This window comes from Streptomyces lincolnensis (genome assembly GCF_001685355.1).
Taxonomy (GTDB): domain Bacteria; phylum Actinomycetota; class Actinomycetes; order Streptomycetales; family Streptomycetaceae; genus Streptomyces; species Streptomyces lincolnensis.
This window is the reverse complement of record NZ_CP016438.1, coordinates 9,698,616-9,713,320: the sequence shown is the minus strand read 5'-3', so window position 1 is coordinate 9,713,320 and position 14,705 is coordinate 9,698,616. Positions and strand designations below refer to the sequence as shown.

Below are 14,705 nucleotides of genomic sequence, written 5' to 3'. Positions count from 1 at the left end.
GGAAGGCGAGGCCCAAAGAGGTTCGCCGATGTTCAAAGAGGCGGGGGGCGGTGCGTCACCGGCAACACACCGCCCGGCCGCGAGGCGCCGTCATTCGCTCATCGCGATGACGCCGCGTCAGTTCGAGCTCGGCTCTAACGTCGAGCCGCGGACCACGAGGCTGGTGGGAACGATGCGTGAGGGGGCGGCATCCGGCGATCTGCGCACGTGGTCGAGCAGCAGACGGGCCGCCGCCTCACCCATTTCCCGCATCGGCTGGCGGATGGTGGTCAGCGCCGGATAGGTGTACGACGCCACCTCGACGTCGTCGAACCCCACCACGGCGACATCCCGCGGAATCCCGAGGCCGGCCTCGTGCAGGGCCGCGATCACGCCGGCTGCCAAGGGGTCGTTGTGCCCGAAGACCGCGTCGAACTCCACGCCGTCCGCGAGAGCTTGCGCCACCGCGCTCCGGCCGTCGTCGAACAGGAAGTCGCCGCAGATGATTCTGCGGGGGTCGAGTTCGATCCCGGCCTGCGCATACGCGTCGACGAAGCCGCCCAGCCGTTCCTGCGTGCACCCGTACTCATCAGGACCGGTCACCACCAGAGGGCGACGGCGGCCGAGGTCCAGCAGGTGGCGCGCCGCCTGCTCACCACCCTCCCGGTTGGTGGTGGCCACGTAGGGGAATCCCGGCCGCTGGAAGCGGTCGTCGATCAGCACCACCGGCAGTCCGGCCTCGTGCAGTTCCGTGATGGATCCCAGGGCCCCCTCGGGCTCTATCACCAGCAGCCCGTCGAACGACTTGGCGGCGACCTGCAGACCCAGCCTGCGCAGTGACTCCTCACCGCGGTTCCAGGTCAGGATCCGCAGCCCGAAGCCCTCGGCCTCCAGCGTTTCGACGACCGCCTGCACTATGCCGGCCCAGGCCCAGGCCAAGTCGGGGACCAGCATGCCGATCATCTGTGTCGTGCCGCGTGCGAGCCCCACTGCCCCGGCGCTCGGCACATAACCGAGTTCCGATATCGCCTTGCGGACCTTCAAGACGGTGTTCTCGTTGATCTCGCCCTTGCCGTTCAGCACCCGCGAGACCGTCGTCTTGCTGACCCCGGCCCGCGCGGCCACGTCGGCGATAGTGACTCCCATGTCACCTCCCCTCCCTTCCTGCAGAGGCGGAAGACTTCCCTCCCGCACCGAGGGCCGATCGTACAGAGCCCCGTGGAACCGGTACCGAAATCGGTTCCGAAATCGGTTCCGGAACCGGTTCCGGTAGCGGTTCCGGCAGTGAAGCACTGAAAGGCCCGACCGGTCAACAGGCCGGAAACAACTCGTTCACCGGCCCGTCTCGGCGTCGACGATGAGGGCGAAGCCTGCCGGACGGCCCCCACCCCACCCCTCTGACCTGGGCGGTCACCAAACCCGAGACCGCCACTGCCAACGGGTCGGCGCGGTTCGCAACCACCGACGACAGCCGGTGAACTGCCGGTCATGCCAGAGCAATCGCGCCCGGACCGTTGACGCGGAGGCCCGATTGGGCTGCATAATCGGGCACTCGCTGTCATCGATGACACAAGTCAACGATGACACCCTCGGCCGGCGGCACGGAAGCCCGCATCGGCCTGGGGTGCACTTTTCGGTCCGTCGCGCAGAAGCCGCAGTCACCGCTGCGTGGACGGCCGCGGGACTAGGAGAGACCATGACCTCTGCACGCGTATCCCGGCATGCCCGCATACGGATGATGGCGGCGGTCGCGACCGTCTGCGCCCTGTCCGCAGCCCCGCTGGCCCCCCAGGCCGTCGCCGCCGACACCCCGGCCTACACCGAGACCTACAGACCCCAGTTCCACTTCACTCCGCAGAAGAACTGGATGAACGACCCCAACGGGCTCGTCCACTACAAGGGCGAATACCACCTCTTCTACCAGTACAACCCGGGCGGCAACACCTGGGGCGACATGTCCTGGGGGCACGCGGTGAGCAAGGACCTCGTGCACTGGGAGGAGTTGCCGCTCGCCCTGTCGCACGACGACGCGGAGATGGTGTTCTCCGGCAGCGCGGTCGTCGACTGGAACAACACCACCGGCTTCGGCACGAAGAAGAACCCGCCCATGGTGGCGATCTACACCAGCGCCTACAAGAACGGCGGCAAGCAGGCACAGTCGCTCGCCTACAGCACCGACCGCGGTCGCACCTGGACCAAGTACCAGGGCAATCCCGTGATCGACATCGGCTCCGACAACTTCCGCGATCCCAAGGTCCAGTGGTACGCGCCGACCAAGAGCTGGCTGATGACGGTGTCGCTGTCCGCCGAGCACAAGGTGCGGTTCTACACGTCGAAGAACCTCAAGGACTGGGAGTTGCAAAGCGACTTCGGACCGGCCGGTGCGACGGGCGGCGTGTGGGAGTGCCCCGACCTGTTCCCCCTCGCCGTGGACGGGGACAGGAAGAACATCAAGTGGGTCCTGGTCGTCAACATCAACCCCGGTGGTATCGCGGGAGGTTCGGCCGCCCAGTACTTCATCGGCGACTTCGACGGCAAGAAGTTCACCGCCGACGACAAAGGCACCTACACCCCGCCCACCGGGAAGGTCGTGCAGGACTTCGAGGGCACCGGCTTCGGCACGTGGTCGAGCACGGGCACCGCGTTCGGCCAGGGACCGGCAGCCGGGGCGGTGGACGGGCAGAGGGCCGTCGAGGGCTTCGACGGCAAGGGCCTCGCCAACAGCTTCCACGGCGGTGACGGCGCCACCGGCACCCTCAGCTCCCCCTCCTTCACCGTCGACAGCCCCTACCTGAACTTCAAGATCGGTGGCGGGCGGCATCCGCACGAGGCCGGGACCGTCATGGACAGCACTCCACCCGAGGGCACGGTCCTCGCCGACTTCGAAGGCGGAACGTACGGCGGCTGGACAGCGACCGGGGACGCCTTCGGCACCGCACCGGCCACCGGCACCCTCCCCGGCCAGGGGCAGGTCTCCGGCTTCCTGGGAGACGGGCTGGTCAACACCTTCCGGAACGGCGACTCCACCACCGGCACCCTCACGTCACCCGAGTTCACCATCGACAAGAAGCGCATCAACTTCCTCATCGGCGGCGGCAATCACCCGGCCGACTCCGACAACCCGACCGCCGTCGAGCTCCTCGTGGACGGCCGGGCCGTCCGCAGCGCCACCGGAAAGGACGCCGAGGCACTCAACTGGGCCTCCTGGGACGTCAGCGACCTCGCCGGCAAGAAGGCGCGGATCAGGATCGTCGACGACAACACCGGCGGCTGGGGCCACGTCAACGTCGACCACATCGTGCTGTCGGACAGCCAGGCCCGGCGCGTCTCCCAGGAGACGTCCGTCAACCTGCTCGTCGAGGGCCAGGTGGTCCGCAGCGCGTCCGGCGCCGACAGCGAGACCCTGGACTGGGCCTCCTTCGACATGCGCCCGTACGCCGGCAAGAAGGCGCAGATCCAGGTCGTCGACAGGAACACCGCCGGCTGGGGCCACGTCATGGCCGACCGGTTCACCGCCGCCGACAAGCCCGCCAAGTCCGTCGTACAGCGCGCCGACTGGGCCGACTACGGCAAGGACTACTACGCGGCGGTGTCCTGGGAGGACGCGCCGGGCGGCAAGCGCTACATGATCGGCTGGATGAACAACTGGGACTACGGCCAGTCCGTCCCCACCTCCCCCTGGCGCGGCGCGCAGAGCGTTCCGCGGGAGATGGCCCTGCGCACTGTAGACGGCCGTATCCGGCTGACCAGCAAGCCGGTGGGCAGCCTGGAGTCCCTCCGAAACAAGCGCCCGGCGACGGCGTCCGACATCACCGTCAAGAGCACCTCCAAGCCCCTGACCGGCCCCACGGCCAAGGGCAAGGCACTCGACATCGAGGCGACCTTCTCTCTCAAGGATGCCGACCGCTTCGGCCTGAAGGTGCGCACCGGCGCGGGCGGCGAGGAGACCGTCATCGGTTACGACACCACGACGCAGGAGTTGTACGTCGACCGCACCCGCTCCGGAGCCGGGGACTTCAACAGCACCTTCCCCGGTGTCCAGACCGCACCACTGAAGGCCAAGAACGGCAAGGTCAAGCTGCGGATCCTGGTCGACTGGTCGTCCGTCGAGGTCTTCGGCGGCAACGGCGAGGCAGTGATCACCGACCAGATCTTCCCCGACCCCTCCAGCACCGGCGTCGAGGTCTTCGCCGAGGGCGGCACCGCCACCCTCGACCACATGCGGGCGTGGCAGCTGGGGTCCATCTGGCGGTGACGAGCCGGGGCCCGTGCGCCGGTCGCCCAGGAGCGGCTTCCGGCGCGCGGGCTCAGAAGTGGCTGGTGATCCCGAAGGTCTCCCGGAGCCGGGCCATGTCGTGACGGTCGTGATCAGCAGGTTCATAGCCCTGGTGGAAATAGACCTGCTGCTCGGGCGACAGGCACGGGACGGTGGCCCCAAGAATCGTGCCAGTGACGAAACATGAGGCGGGATAGGCGAACGGGTGCTCCGCGTCGGGTGACGCCTGCACGGCGGATCCGTCCGCGGCAAAGACCAGCGGGTGAAGATCGATCTCCCGGTCATGAGGATCGGTGACGACGAACCGTACGGGGCGCCAGTCGAGGGTCTCGACGAAGCCGGCGTCCGCGAGAGCCGCCACGACGTCCGGTTCCTGGTCCTCCCGGTGCATCAGGTCCAGGTCGCGGTGCAGGCGGGTTCGCTCGCCGACCAGGGCGTCGATGCCCCAGCCGCCACCGATCCAGATGTCGACGTCCGCGTTCCGCAGCACTGCAAGGATGGACAACACATCGTCGGCCGTCATCACCTTGCGCACGTTAGCCGTGACCACGTGGGCGGGCGAGTGGATTTATGTGCGGTCAATCTCCTCGAGGAACGTCAGTACAGAGGCGTCCTCCTCGATCAGTGGGATGAGGACGGCGTTGAAAGGGGCGCCGTACGGGGCGTTCAGGTGTGCCTTGAAGGCGTCCTCGTCCCGGTAGACCTCGAAGATCCAGTAGGCGCGCGGGTTGGTCTCCTTGGTGTAGACGTCGAAGGCCAGGTTTCCTTCTTCTTCGCGCACTTTCAGGGCGTAGTCCCGGATCAGGCGAGCGACCTCGTCCTCTGTTCCCTCTCGGGCGGTGAACTCGGCGAGCAGGGTTTTCGTCATGGTTTCCTGTCCTTTCAGTGGGTTGAGTCGAGGTGCCGGACGACGGCCTCGTCCGTCGGGAACGGCGCCAACTGGTCGTGCCACGGCGGGTTCGGGCCGGCGACGGAGCAGGTCAGGGCCGCGACCTGGGTGGCGAACAGGCAGGCTGCCTCGACATCGTCGAGACGCAGGTCCGTCAGCCTGCCGCCGAGGAGTCCGCGGGTGTCGAGGTGGTGCAGCAGTCCGGCGGTGAAGGAGTCCCCCGCACCGACCGTGTCGACGACCGGTGTCGCCACCGCCGGCACCTGCACCCGTTCCCCGTCGAGTGAGGCCAGCGCGCCGTCGGCGCCGCGTGTGATCACGACGAGTCGCGCGCCCGCCGCATGCCAGGTGTCGCACGCCTGCTCCGGCGGTGTTCCGGGCAGGAGGAGTTCCAGATCGTCCTCGCTCAGCCGCAGCACATCGGCGAGGCCGCACCAGTGTGCCAGCCGGGCACGGTAGACCTCGGGACGTACCAGGAGGGGGCGGACGTTGGGGTCGATGCTGATGGTGGCCCGGGGAGCGGCCGCTGCCAGGAAGTCCTCCACCACGCCCGCCCCGGGTTCCTTGACCAGGGCCAGTGACCCGGTGTGGACGCAAGCGGTGTCGGTCAGGTCCACCGCGGCCAGTTCCGCACTGGTCCACTGCCAGTCGGCGGTGGCCTGGGCGTGGAAGGAGAACGTGGCCTGCCCATGGGCGTCCAGCTCGGCCACGGCGAGCGTGCTGGGCTCGGCGGCCTCGACGGCGCGCGAGAGGTCCACGCCCGATGCCGCAAGGTGGGCCCGGAAGAGGCGGCCGAACACGTCACCGGACAGCCGTGCGAGGAAGCGGGCCGGAGTGCCGAGCCTGGCCAGGGCCACCGCCGTGTTGGCGGGTCCGCCGCCCGGCAGCACGCGCAGGGCGAGTTCGTTCCGGGCACACGCGGGTTCGGTGAACGCGTCAGCGACACACTCCCCCAGGACGGTGATCTGGCGCGGGCTCATGGGCTGCTCTCCTCTTGGAAACGCGCCTTCTTGGAACGCGCGGAGCGGAAACGGGCATGACCCGGGCATGCCGGAGAACGGTCTCGGGCGGGCGACCGCCGAGGGGCGTTGCCGATTTGTGACGAGTGCAAGGCATTGACGTTGCCGGGGAACGGAGTCCATCATCCTCGCCAGGCAGTGTCAACGATGACATAGGTCATCGTTGACATCGCTGGACGGCATGCCCCGCTGCCGGCCACCCGCCCGACATCCCGCTGGAGTCGTTCATGTCACGCATCTCTCGTCTGCCCTCCTCCTTGCTCAGAGCCGCCGCGTGCACGGGTGCCGCAGCGCTCGCCCTGACCGCCTGTGGATCCGGATCCGGATCGGGCAGCACGAGCACCGGTTCGGGCGAGGTCAAGGTCGGCCTCATCACCAAGACCGACACCAACCCGTTCTTCGTCAAGATGAAGGAAGGCGCGGAAAAGACCGCGAAGGCCGAAGGCGTCAAGCTCATGACCGCGGCCGGCAAGTTCGACGGAGACAACGCCGGTCAGGTCACCGCCATCGAGAACATGGTCGCCTCCGGCGTCAAGGGCATTCTGATCACCCCCAGTGACTCGAAGGCGATCGTGCCCGCGCTCGAGAAGGCCCGCGCCAAGGGCGTCCTGGTCATCGCACTCGACACCCCGACCGAGCCGCAGAGCGCCGTCGACGCTCTCTTCGCCACCGACAACGTCAAGGCGGGCGAGCTGATCGGCGAGTACGCCAAGGCCGCGATGAAGGGCAAGGCCGCCAAGATAGCCGCCCTCGACCTCGCGCCGGGCGTCTCCGTCGGCGTCCAGCGGCACAGCGGATTCCTCAAGGGCTTCGGCGCCACCGACAAGGACGTCGCCTGTGCTCAGGACACCGGCGGCGACCAGTCCAAGGGCCAGACGGCGATGGAGAACTGCCTCCAGAAGGAACCCGGCATCAACGTCGTCTACACGATCAACGAACCGGCCGCGCTGGGCGCGTACACCGCGCTGAAGGCCAAGGGCCGGGAGAAGGACGTCCTGATCGTCTCCGTCGACGGCGGCTGCACGGGCACCCAGGCGGTCAAGGACGGCAAGATCGCCGCGACCTCGCAGCAGTACCCGCTCAAGATGGCCGCCGAGGGCGTCAAGGCCGTCGTGACCTACGCCAAGGACGGCAAGAAGGCGTCGGGTTACACCGACACCGGCGTCACCCTGATCACCGACAAGGCACAGGACGGCGTCACGTCCAAGGACACCGCCTACGGCCTGGAGAACTGCTGGGGCTGAGCCGCCGCCCCCGGCTGCCGCCGTTCGACACCCCTCAGCGGGGCGGCCGGCCCCTCCTCCCCGACCGGGGACGGCCGCCCCTCGCCCTCCTGCCGTCCGACAACGACTGACCAGTCCTGACATGGACTTGTGTCTTCCGACAAGGACCTCGCATGACTGCCACGTCCACGCCACCCTCCACGTCCACGCCCTACTCGGAGCTCAAAGCACCGACCCCGGTCCGCAGACTGCTCACGCAACCGACCACCGGCCCGCTGGTCGCCCTCCTCCTGGCCTGTGCCTTCTTCTCCTTCTCTAGCGACCAGTTCCTCACCGGCGGGAACTTCTCGCTGATCGTGCAGCAGGTCATGGTCGTCGGCACCCTCGCCATCGGCCAGACCCTGATCATCCTCACGGCGGGCATCGACCTGTCGTGCGGAGCGGTGATGGCGTTCGGCAGCATCATGATCGCCAAAATGGCCGCCGAGGGCTCCCTGCCCCCGCTCGCCGCGATCGCGCTGGGCCTTGTCGTCTGCGGCGGCTTCGGCATGCTCAACGGCGCGTTGGTGCAGAAGATCCCGCTGCCGCCGTTCATCGTCACCCTCGGCATGCTCAACGTGGCGTTCGCGCTGACGCACATCTACTCCGAGGAGCAGACGGTCACCAACCTGCCCGGCCCGCTGACGGCTCTCGGGCAGACCTTCCCGCTCGGCAAGACCGACATCACCTACGGCTCGCTGGTCACCATCGCCCTGTTCCTCCTCCTCGCCTACGCGTTGAGCAGCACCGGCTGGGGCCGGCACGTCTACGCCCTGGGCAACAGCCCGGAAGCGGCCCGGCTGAACGGCATCCGGACCTCCCGGCTGACCATCGGCGTCTACACCGTGGCCGGCATCCTCTACGGCATCGCCGCCCTGCTGCTCATCTCCCGCACCGGCGTCGGCGACCCGCAGGCCGGGCAGACCGACAACCTGGACAGCATCACCGCCGTGGTCCTCGGCGGCACCAGCCTCTTCGGCGGACGCGGATCGGTCCTGGGCACGTTCATCGGCGTCCTCATCGTCGGAGTCTTCCGCAACGGCCTGCAGCTGATGGGCGTCGCCTCCATCTACCAGACCCTCATCACCGGAGTCCTGGTGATCCTCGCGGTGACCGTCGACCAGATCTCCCGGAAGAAGGCCCGTTGATGAGCGCCACCTCCTCCCCCACTCCTGTCCTGCAGGCCCGTGGTCTGGTCAAGCGCTACGGTCACGTCACCGCCATCGACGGCGCCGACTTCGACCTGCTGCCCGGCGAGGTCCTCGCCGTCATCGGTGACAACGGCGCCGGCAAGACCAGCCTCATCAAGGCCCTCACCGGCGCGGTGGTACCGGACGAGGGCGAGATCCGCCTCAATGGCAAGCCGATCCAGTTCTCCGGCCCTCAGAGCGCACGCGCTCACGGCATCGAGACGGTCTATCAGGACCTGGCCGTGGCAGCTTCCATGGACATCGCCTCGAACATGTTTCTGGGCCGCGAGCTGCGCCGCCCGGGCATCCTCGGCAGCGCCCTCCGCATGCTCGACAAGAAGCGCATGCGCCAGGAGGCCGCCGAGCACATGGCCGACCTGAAGATCGGGCTGCGCTCGCTGACCCAGTCGGTCGAGACCCTCTCCGGCGGACAGCGGCAGGCCGTCGCGGTCGCCCGCGCCGTCGCCTGGGCCCGCAGCGTCGTCGTCATGGACGAACCCACCGCCGCCCTCGGCGTCAAGGAGTCCGGACAGGTCCTCGACCTCATCCGCCGCGTCCGCGACAAGGGCATGCCGGTCGTCCTGATCAGCCACAACATGCCCCATGTCTTCGAGATCGCCGACCGGATCCACGTCCACCGGCTGGGCCGGCGCGCCGCCGTGATCAAGCCCTCCGACTACTCCATGGCCGAGGTCGTCGCCATCATGACCGGCGCCCTCACCGTCGACGCGGCCGGAGATACTGTCGTAGCGGATTCCGCGGCGGCGAAAGCCGCCGGAGTCCAGGCCACCTGACAGCTCAACCCCGCTCTCGCACGTTCCGGCCGAGGCCGCGGCCGGAACCCGAGAGCACTCAGGAGACGGTTTCCTCCATGGCAGCGAGCCGCCGCCCCACCCTTGCCGATGTCGCACGAGAAGTCGGCGTCAGCGCCAAGACAGTCTCCCGTGTCCTCAACGAGGACGGACCCGCCTCGGCGCAGACGCGGGAACAGGTACTCGCCGCGGTGGCCAAGCTGGGCTTCCAGCCGAACCTCATGGCTCGCAACATCCGCGTCGGCGGTCCGGACACCACCATCGGACTGGTCATCCCCGACCTCGCCAACCCCTTCTTCGGAGCCGTGGCCCGCGCCATCGAGGACACCGTCCGCGAACGCGGACTGACCCTCCTCATGGGCTCGTCCGCGGACGACCCCGACCGCGAACGCGCCCTGACGGACAAGTTCCTCGCCCGTCGCGTCAGCATCCTCATCGTCGTGCCGTCCGTCGGCGCCGCCCACTCCCACCTCAAGTCCCACCGTACGGCGGGGCTTCCCATCGTTTTCCTCGACCGACCGGGAGTCGGCCTGCCCACGGACAGCATCGTCAGCTCCAACCGTGCCGGAGCCCAAGAAGGCGTCGCCCACCTCATCGCCCACGGACACCGCCGTATCGGATTCGTCGGCGACCTCCCCACCAAGCTCTACACCCGCCGCGAACGTCTCGCCGGATACCGCGCGGCCCTGCAGGAAGCCGACATCCCCTACGACCGCGCGCTCGTCGCCAACAGCCACGACCAGCCAGGCGCCGAGGCCGCGACCGCCCAACTCCTCGCACTGGCCGATGCCCCCACCGCCCTGTTCGCCGGAAACAACATCATGGCCCTCGGCATCGTCGCCCAACTCGCCCGCAGCAAGCGTAAAGACGTAGCAGTCGTCGCCTTCGACGACGTCTCACTCGCGGAGACACTCGAACCGGCCCTGACCGTCGTCGCGCAGGACCCCGAAGAACTCGGCCGCAGCGCCGCGGCCACCGCCCTGGCCCGCCTCGACGGCGACCGCTCCCGGGCTCGCACCATCACCGTGCCCACCCGGCTGATCGTCCGGGGCTCGGGAGAGCAACGCGCGCCCAAGCCGTAGGCGGCTTCCCCTTTCCGGCGACCGGCCGGAGCCCCGGCCGTGCCGCGCCCTGCTCGGACGGCCCAGGCGCGTGACTCCTCGGGGCCAGCCGACTGCAAGCGGCCCGACCGCAGGGGCGATGCAACGGGTCGGCATCCTCCCGGACTACCCCTTGCCCTTCGTCCGCCCGCACCTCGCCCGTCCAGCGAGACAGCGATTCCGGACAGGAAGGCGGCCCACAAGACACCCCGCACCCGGCGCCTTCAAGGGTCCGATGACTTCAGCAGACCCGCGTCCGCCCCGCGCCGACCAGTGGCGGCATCCGCCCCCTCCCCGGTCACGCCCCCACCGGCCCCACCACCGAAGGTCCCCACCCCTCGCACAACACGCGCACACTTTCGCGAGAACTTCCGGGAAGTCGCAGGTGGAGGCGGTAAGCACGCAGACCCGCGCCATATCCCCTACCAGATAAAAAGTCCAGGTCAGCGTCGCAACCGTAAACAGGTTGTACCGTACTGCGCGTATAGTTTCGCTGTGAGCAACTACAGTCCTGACTCAGAAGCGTCCACGTCACAGGCCGGCGGAGTGCAGTCGGTCGACCGTGCCATCAGCGTCATGGAGATCCTGGCCCAGCGAGGCGAGGCGGGCGTCAGCGAGGTGGCGGCCGAGATCGATGTTCACAAATCCACCGCTTTCCGGCTCCTCGGCGCGCTGGAGGCGCGGGGGCTGGTGGAGCAGGCGGGCGAGCGCGGCAAGTACCGGCTGGGGTTCGGCATCGTGCGTCTGGCCGGTGCGGTGACCGGGCGCATCGACATCACCCAGCAGGGCCGCCCGGTGTGCGAAGGGCTGGCCGAGGAGATCGGCGAGACGGTCAACATCGCCGTCCTTCAGGAGCACTACGCGGTCAACCTCTACCAGGTACGCGGCCCGGGTGCCATCACGGCGCAGAACTGGGTCGGCCAGCTGACCCCGTTGCACGCCACCTCCAGCGGCAAGATCCTGCTGGCCCACCTGCCCGCGAAGGACCGCGCCACGCTGCTCTCCGAGGCCGGTCTGAAGAAGGTCACCCCGCACACCATCACCGCGCGGGCGAAGCTGGAGAAGAACCTCGCCGAGGCCCGGGAGCACGGCTACGCCTGGGCCCGGGAGGAGTTGGAGCTCGGGCTGCACGCCATGGCCGCCCCGATTCGCAACCGGGAAGGCGACGTCGTCGCGGCGCTCAGCGCATCCGGCCCCTCGTACCGGCTCACCGAGGAGCGCCTGCACGAACTCGCCCCGGTGCTGCGCAAGGGCGCGGACGAGATCAGCCACCGGATGGGCTACCTGGGCTGAATGCCTACACGCCCATGTGCCGCTCCTGCTGCGGACGAGCGCCCAGACGCTCGGTGACCCAGTCGTGGAAGGCACCGATGTGGTGCTCGCTGGGCACCAGGACGCCTCCCTTGGCGTAGAGGCGGGAACTCATGCCGGGCTGGGTGCGCTCGCAGGCCTCGAAGTCCTGCCGGTTGACCCGGTCGAAGAGTTCCACGGACCGGCTGACGTCCTTGCCGCCGTCGACGACGTGCGGGAGGTAGAGCCAGTCGCACTCGACGACGGTGCGGTCGACGGCCAGCGGGTACATGCGGTGGAAGATCACGTGGTCGGGCACGAGGTTGATGAAGACCTGCGGCCGGACGGTGATCGCGTAGTAACGGCGGTCCTGCTCCTGTGAGACACCGGGTATGCGGTCCAGTCCCTCGGAGCCGTCCACGGTGAATCCCTGGACCTCCTCGCCGAACTCGGCGCCGTGGCCGACGTAGAACTGTGCCGCGTATCCGTCGGCGAACTCCGGCAGCACCTCCGTCAGTTCGGGGTGGATGGTGGCGCAGTGGTAGCACTCCATGAAGTTCTCGATGATGAGCTTCCAGTTCGCCCTGACGTCGTAGACGATCCGCCGTCCGACCGAGAGGCGGTCGATGTCGTAGCGCTCGATCGACTCGACGTCCCCCAGGCGGCCGACGACGTCACCGATCACCTCCTCCTCGAAGGGGGGCGGGTTCTCGGCCAGGCAGACCCAGACGTAGCCGAGCCATTCGCGGGTGGCCACGCTCACCAGGCCGTACTCGGTGCGGCCGACGTCGGGCATCTTGGTGAGGTTGGGGGCGGCGACGAGTTTGCCGTTCAGGTCGTACGTCCAGGCGTGGTACGGGCATTGGAAGGCACGCTTGACCTCGCCGGACTCCTCGGTGCACAGCCTGGCGCCGCGGTGCCGGCAGACGTTGAAGTAGGCGCGGATCGACTGGTCGCGGGCGCGGGTGACCAGGATGCTCTCGCGGCCCACGTCGACGGTCCGGAAGGCGCCCGGTGTGGCCAGGTCGGCCGCGCGGGCGACGCAGAACCACATGGTCTCGAAGATGCGCTCCTGCTCCTGGGCGAAGATCCCGGGGTCGGTGTAGGAGACGCCGGGGAGGGTGGCGATCAGGCTGTCCGGCAGGCTGGTCGAGGTCACGGTGCACTCCTCGGGGAACGTCGTGGCGGGGTATTCACGCGCCGGGAAGAGCGACTCCGGACGGCGTTGTGGGTGGAGCGACGCCGGGGGGCCACGGGACGGCCAGGGCGTGGAAGCACTGATGAGCGGTGTGGGGCGGTCACGGCAGCTGGGACTGCCCCGGTAATCGAGGACTCGGCGACGGCTCAGGCCGCGACGGCGAGGTGCTTGCGCCAGCGGGTGAACAGCCGGGGCTGGTTCATCCCGAGCACGGCGACCGGGCGGCCGGCACGCCGGTAGACGGCCAGGACGTTGCGCTCGTCCGGGCTGCCTTCCTCGACCGTCACGCTGTCGGCGCGGGCCGCGTGGCCGGCGAACTGGATCTTCACGCCGTACTGGTCCGACCAGAAGTACGGCGGCTTGGGCACGCCCGGTTCCGACTCGCCCCAGGACAGCAGGGCCGCGACGGCCGCGTCGGGCCGCTCCCGCGCGCCGGTCCAGTGCTCGACACGGCGATGCCGGCCCGCGCGCGGGTCGTACCAGTTGGCGCAGTCGCCGACGGCGACCACCCCGCCGAGGCTGGTCCGGCCGTCCGCACCGCACACGACCCCGTCGTCGAGCGCGATGCCGGATCCTTCCAGCCACTCGACGCACGGGCGCGCGCCGACCCCGACGACCACGATGTCGGCGGGGACGGTGCTGCCGTCCTCCAGCAGGACGGCGTCCACCCGGTGCTCGCCGCTCAGCCCCTTGACACCCACACCGCACCGCAGTCGTACGCCGTGGTCGGTATGGAGGCCGGAGACGATGGAGCCCATGGTCGGGCCGAGCGAGGCGGCCAGCGGTGTCGGGGCCACCTCGATCACCGTCACGTCGAGTCCGAGCGCGTAGGCGGTGGAGGCGACCTCGGCTCCGATGAACCCGCCGCCGATCACCACCAGCCGGCCGCCGAGGGCGAGTTCGTCCCGCAGGGCGCGGGCGTCGTCCAGGGTGCGCAGGGTGTGCACGCCTGCCAGGCCGTCGGCGCCGGGCAGGATGCGTGCCGCGGCGCCGGTCGCGAGGACGAAGCCGTCGGCGCGGACCTCCCGGCCGTCGGCGAGGCGGACGGCACGGGCCGCGCGGTCGAAGCCGGTGGCGCGGCTGCCGAGCAGCCACTCCGCGCGCAGGTCCTCGTCGTCCGTCTCCAGCGCGAGGTCCCCTTCGCCGATGGTGCCGGCGAGGAACTCCTTGGACAACGGGGGCCTGTCGTACGGGCGGTGCGGCTCGTCCCCGATGACGACGAGCCGCCCGTCGTAGCCCCGTTTCCGCAGTGAGCGCGCCGCCGACAGTCCGGCCAGCGAGGCTCCCACCACGGCCACCGTCCTCACGTGACTCCCCCGGCGAGCCGGGCCGCGATGCACGGCGGCAGGTTGGGGGCGTCCGTGGACAGCCGGACGTAGATCGTGCCGTCCTCGACCAGCACCTCGTGCGTGCGCACGGGGAGCTTGGCCGGCGGGGCGTCGACCGCTCCGGTCCTCAGGTCGAACTTCGAGGAATGCAGCGGGCATTCCACCTCGCAGCCCTCCAGCCAGCCGTCGGCGAGCGAGGCGTCCTGGTGGGTGCAGGTGTCGTCGATGGCGAAGATCTCGCCGTCGTCGGTGTGGAACACCGAGACCGGCGGATCGATGTCGAGCCGGTAGGCCTCGCCTCGCGGGAGATCCGAGAGACGGCACGCGGGAATCATCATGACACCTCGGTGCGTATAGCGGAA

Annotated in this window: 13 protein-coding genes; 6 read left to right on the top strand and 7 right to left on the bottom strand. The window is 69.1% G+C overall.

Translation table 11 applies throughout. The features are described from left to right. Positions 1-117: 117 nt before the first annotated feature. Positions 118-1,125: a LacI family DNA-binding transcriptional regulator gene (locus SLINC_RS42900; RefSeq protein WP_067443818.1), complete on the bottom strand. Its 1,008-nt coding sequence runs from the start codon at positions 1,123-1,125 to the stop codon at positions 118-120. A 550-nt stretch (positions 1,126-1,675) separates the two neighbouring features. On the opposite strand from SLINC_RS42900, the gene SLINC_RS42895 reads away from it, so the two are divergent. Further along, complete coding sequence (locus SLINC_RS42895) at positions 1,676-4,234, top strand: glycoside hydrolase family 32 protein (RefSeq protein WP_067443817.1); 2,559 nt, start codon at positions 1,676-1,678, stop codon at positions 4,232-4,234. Positions 4,235-4,286: 52 nt separating this feature from the next. Here SLINC_RS42895 and SLINC_RS42890 read toward each other — a convergent pair whose 3' ends face one another. From SLINC_RS42890 to SLINC_RS42880, 3 genes are read right to left on the bottom strand one after another with little or no spacing between them, the layout of a single operon-like run. After that, positions 4,287-4,778 (bottom strand): nucleotidyltransferase domain-containing protein, encoded by a 492-nt coding sequence (locus tag SLINC_RS42890; RefSeq protein ID WP_211292774.1) that lies wholly within the window; start codon positions 4,776-4,778, stop codon positions 4,287-4,289. Positions 4,779-4,823: 45 nt separating this feature from the next. Next, positions 4,824-5,123: a putative quinol monooxygenase gene (locus tag SLINC_RS42885; RefSeq protein ID WP_067443816.1), complete on the bottom strand. Its 300-nt coding sequence runs from the start codon at positions 5,121-5,123 to the stop codon at positions 4,824-4,826. A 14-nt stretch (positions 5,124-5,137) separates the two neighbouring features. After that, positions 5,138-6,124: a carbohydrate kinase family protein gene (locus SLINC_RS42880; protein ID WP_067443815.1), complete on the bottom strand. Its 987-nt coding sequence runs from the start codon at positions 6,122-6,124 to the stop codon at positions 5,138-5,140. A 266-nt stretch (positions 6,125-6,390) separates the two neighbouring features. Between SLINC_RS42880 and SLINC_RS42875 the strand changes: the two genes are divergently transcribed. The 5 genes from SLINC_RS42875 to SLINC_RS42855 all read left to right on the top strand — a co-directional run bounded on the left by SLINC_RS42875 (position 6,391) and on the right by SLINC_RS42855 (position 11,820). Continuing rightward, complete coding sequence (locus tag SLINC_RS42875) at positions 6,391-7,407, top strand: sugar ABC transporter substrate-binding protein (protein WP_067443814.1); 1,017 nt, start codon at positions 6,391-6,393, stop codon at positions 7,405-7,407. Positions 7,408-7,559: 152 nt separating this feature from the next. Then, positions 7,560-8,573: an ABC transporter permease gene (locus SLINC_RS42870; protein ID WP_067443813.1), complete on the top strand. Its 1,014-nt coding sequence runs from the start codon at positions 7,560-7,562 to the stop codon at positions 8,571-8,573. Further along, entirely contained in the window at positions 8,573-9,409 is an 837-nt protein-coding gene (locus tag SLINC_RS42865; RefSeq protein WP_067443812.1) for an ATP-binding cassette domain-containing protein, read from the top strand. Before SLINC_RS42870 ends, SLINC_RS42865 begins: the two co-directional genes overlap by 1 nt. 77 nt (positions 9,410-9,486) lie before the next feature. After that, positions 9,487-10,509 carry a LacI family DNA-binding transcriptional regulator gene (locus SLINC_RS42860; protein ID WP_067443811.1) on the top strand — a complete coding sequence of 341 codons (1,023 nt, stop codon included), beginning with the start codon at positions 9,487-9,489 and terminating at the stop codon, positions 10,507-10,509. A 564-nt stretch (positions 10,510-11,073) separates the two neighbouring features. Further along, a complete protein-coding gene (locus SLINC_RS42855; RefSeq protein WP_067443810.1) occupies positions 11,074-11,820 on the top strand; it encodes an IclR family transcriptional regulator in 747 nt (248 codons plus the stop codon). A gap of 4 nt (positions 11,821-11,824) precedes the next feature. Here the strand turns inward: SLINC_RS42855 and SLINC_RS42850 are convergent, their stop codons facing one another. From SLINC_RS42850 to SLINC_RS42840, 3 genes are all read right to left on the bottom strand, one after another. Next, positions 11,825-12,976, bottom strand: a complete 1,152-nt coding sequence (locus SLINC_RS42850; RefSeq protein ID WP_067443809.1) for an aromatic ring-hydroxylating oxygenase subunit alpha — start codon at positions 12,974-12,976, stop codon at positions 11,825-11,827. A gap of 185 nt (positions 12,977-13,161) precedes the next feature. Further along, complete coding sequence (locus SLINC_RS42845) at positions 13,162-14,322, bottom strand: NAD(P)/FAD-dependent oxidoreductase (protein ID WP_079164999.1); 1,161 nt, start codon at positions 14,320-14,322, stop codon at positions 13,162-13,164. Beyond that, entirely contained in the window at positions 14,319-14,681 is a 363-nt protein-coding gene (locus SLINC_RS42840; protein ID WP_067443807.1) for a bifunctional 3-phenylpropionate/cinnamic acid dioxygenase ferredoxin subunit, read from the bottom strand. The genes SLINC_RS42845 and SLINC_RS42840 overlap by 4 nt, the downstream gene beginning before the upstream one ends. Positions 14,682-14,705 lie beyond the last annotated feature (24 nt).

What these genes read in the sequence shown, in the direction of transcription:
- SLINC_RS42900 (WP_067443818.1), bottom strand. Translation starts at nt 1,125, where the DNA reads ATGGGAGTCACTATCGCCGACGTGGCCGCGCGGGCCGGGGTCAGCAAG.
- SLINC_RS42895 (WP_067443817.1), top strand. Translation starts at nt 1,676, where the DNA reads ATGACCTCTGCACGCGTATCCCGGCATGCCCGCATACGGATGATGGCG.
- SLINC_RS42890 (WP_211292774.1), bottom strand. Translation starts at nt 4,778, where the DNA reads ATGACGGCCGACGATGTGTTGTCCATCCTTGCAGTGCTGCGGAACGCG.
- SLINC_RS42885 (WP_067443816.1), bottom strand. Translation starts at nt 5,123, where the DNA reads ATGACGAAAACCCTGCTCGCCGAGTTCACCGCCCGAGAGGGAACAGAG.
- SLINC_RS42880 (WP_067443815.1), bottom strand. Translation starts at nt 6,124, where the DNA reads ATGAGCCCGCGCCAGATCACCGTCCTGGGGGAGTGTGTCGCTGACGCG.
- SLINC_RS42875 (WP_067443814.1), top strand. Translation starts at nt 6,391, where the DNA reads ATGTCACGCATCTCTCGTCTGCCCTCCTCCTTGCTCAGAGCCGCCGCG.
- SLINC_RS42870 (WP_067443813.1), top strand. Translation starts at nt 7,560, where the DNA reads ATGACTGCCACGTCCACGCCACCCTCCACGTCCACGCCCTACTCGGAG.
- SLINC_RS42865 (WP_067443812.1), top strand. Translation starts at nt 8,573, where the DNA reads ATGAGCGCCACCTCCTCCCCCACTCCTGTCCTGCAGGCCCGTGGTCTG.
- SLINC_RS42860 (WP_067443811.1), top strand. Translation starts at nt 9,487, where the DNA reads ATGGCAGCGAGCCGCCGCCCCACCCTTGCCGATGTCGCACGAGAAGTC.
- SLINC_RS42840 (WP_067443807.1), bottom strand. Translation starts at nt 14,681, where the DNA reads ATGATGATTCCCGCGTGCCGTCTCTCGGATCTCCCGCGAGGCGAGGCC.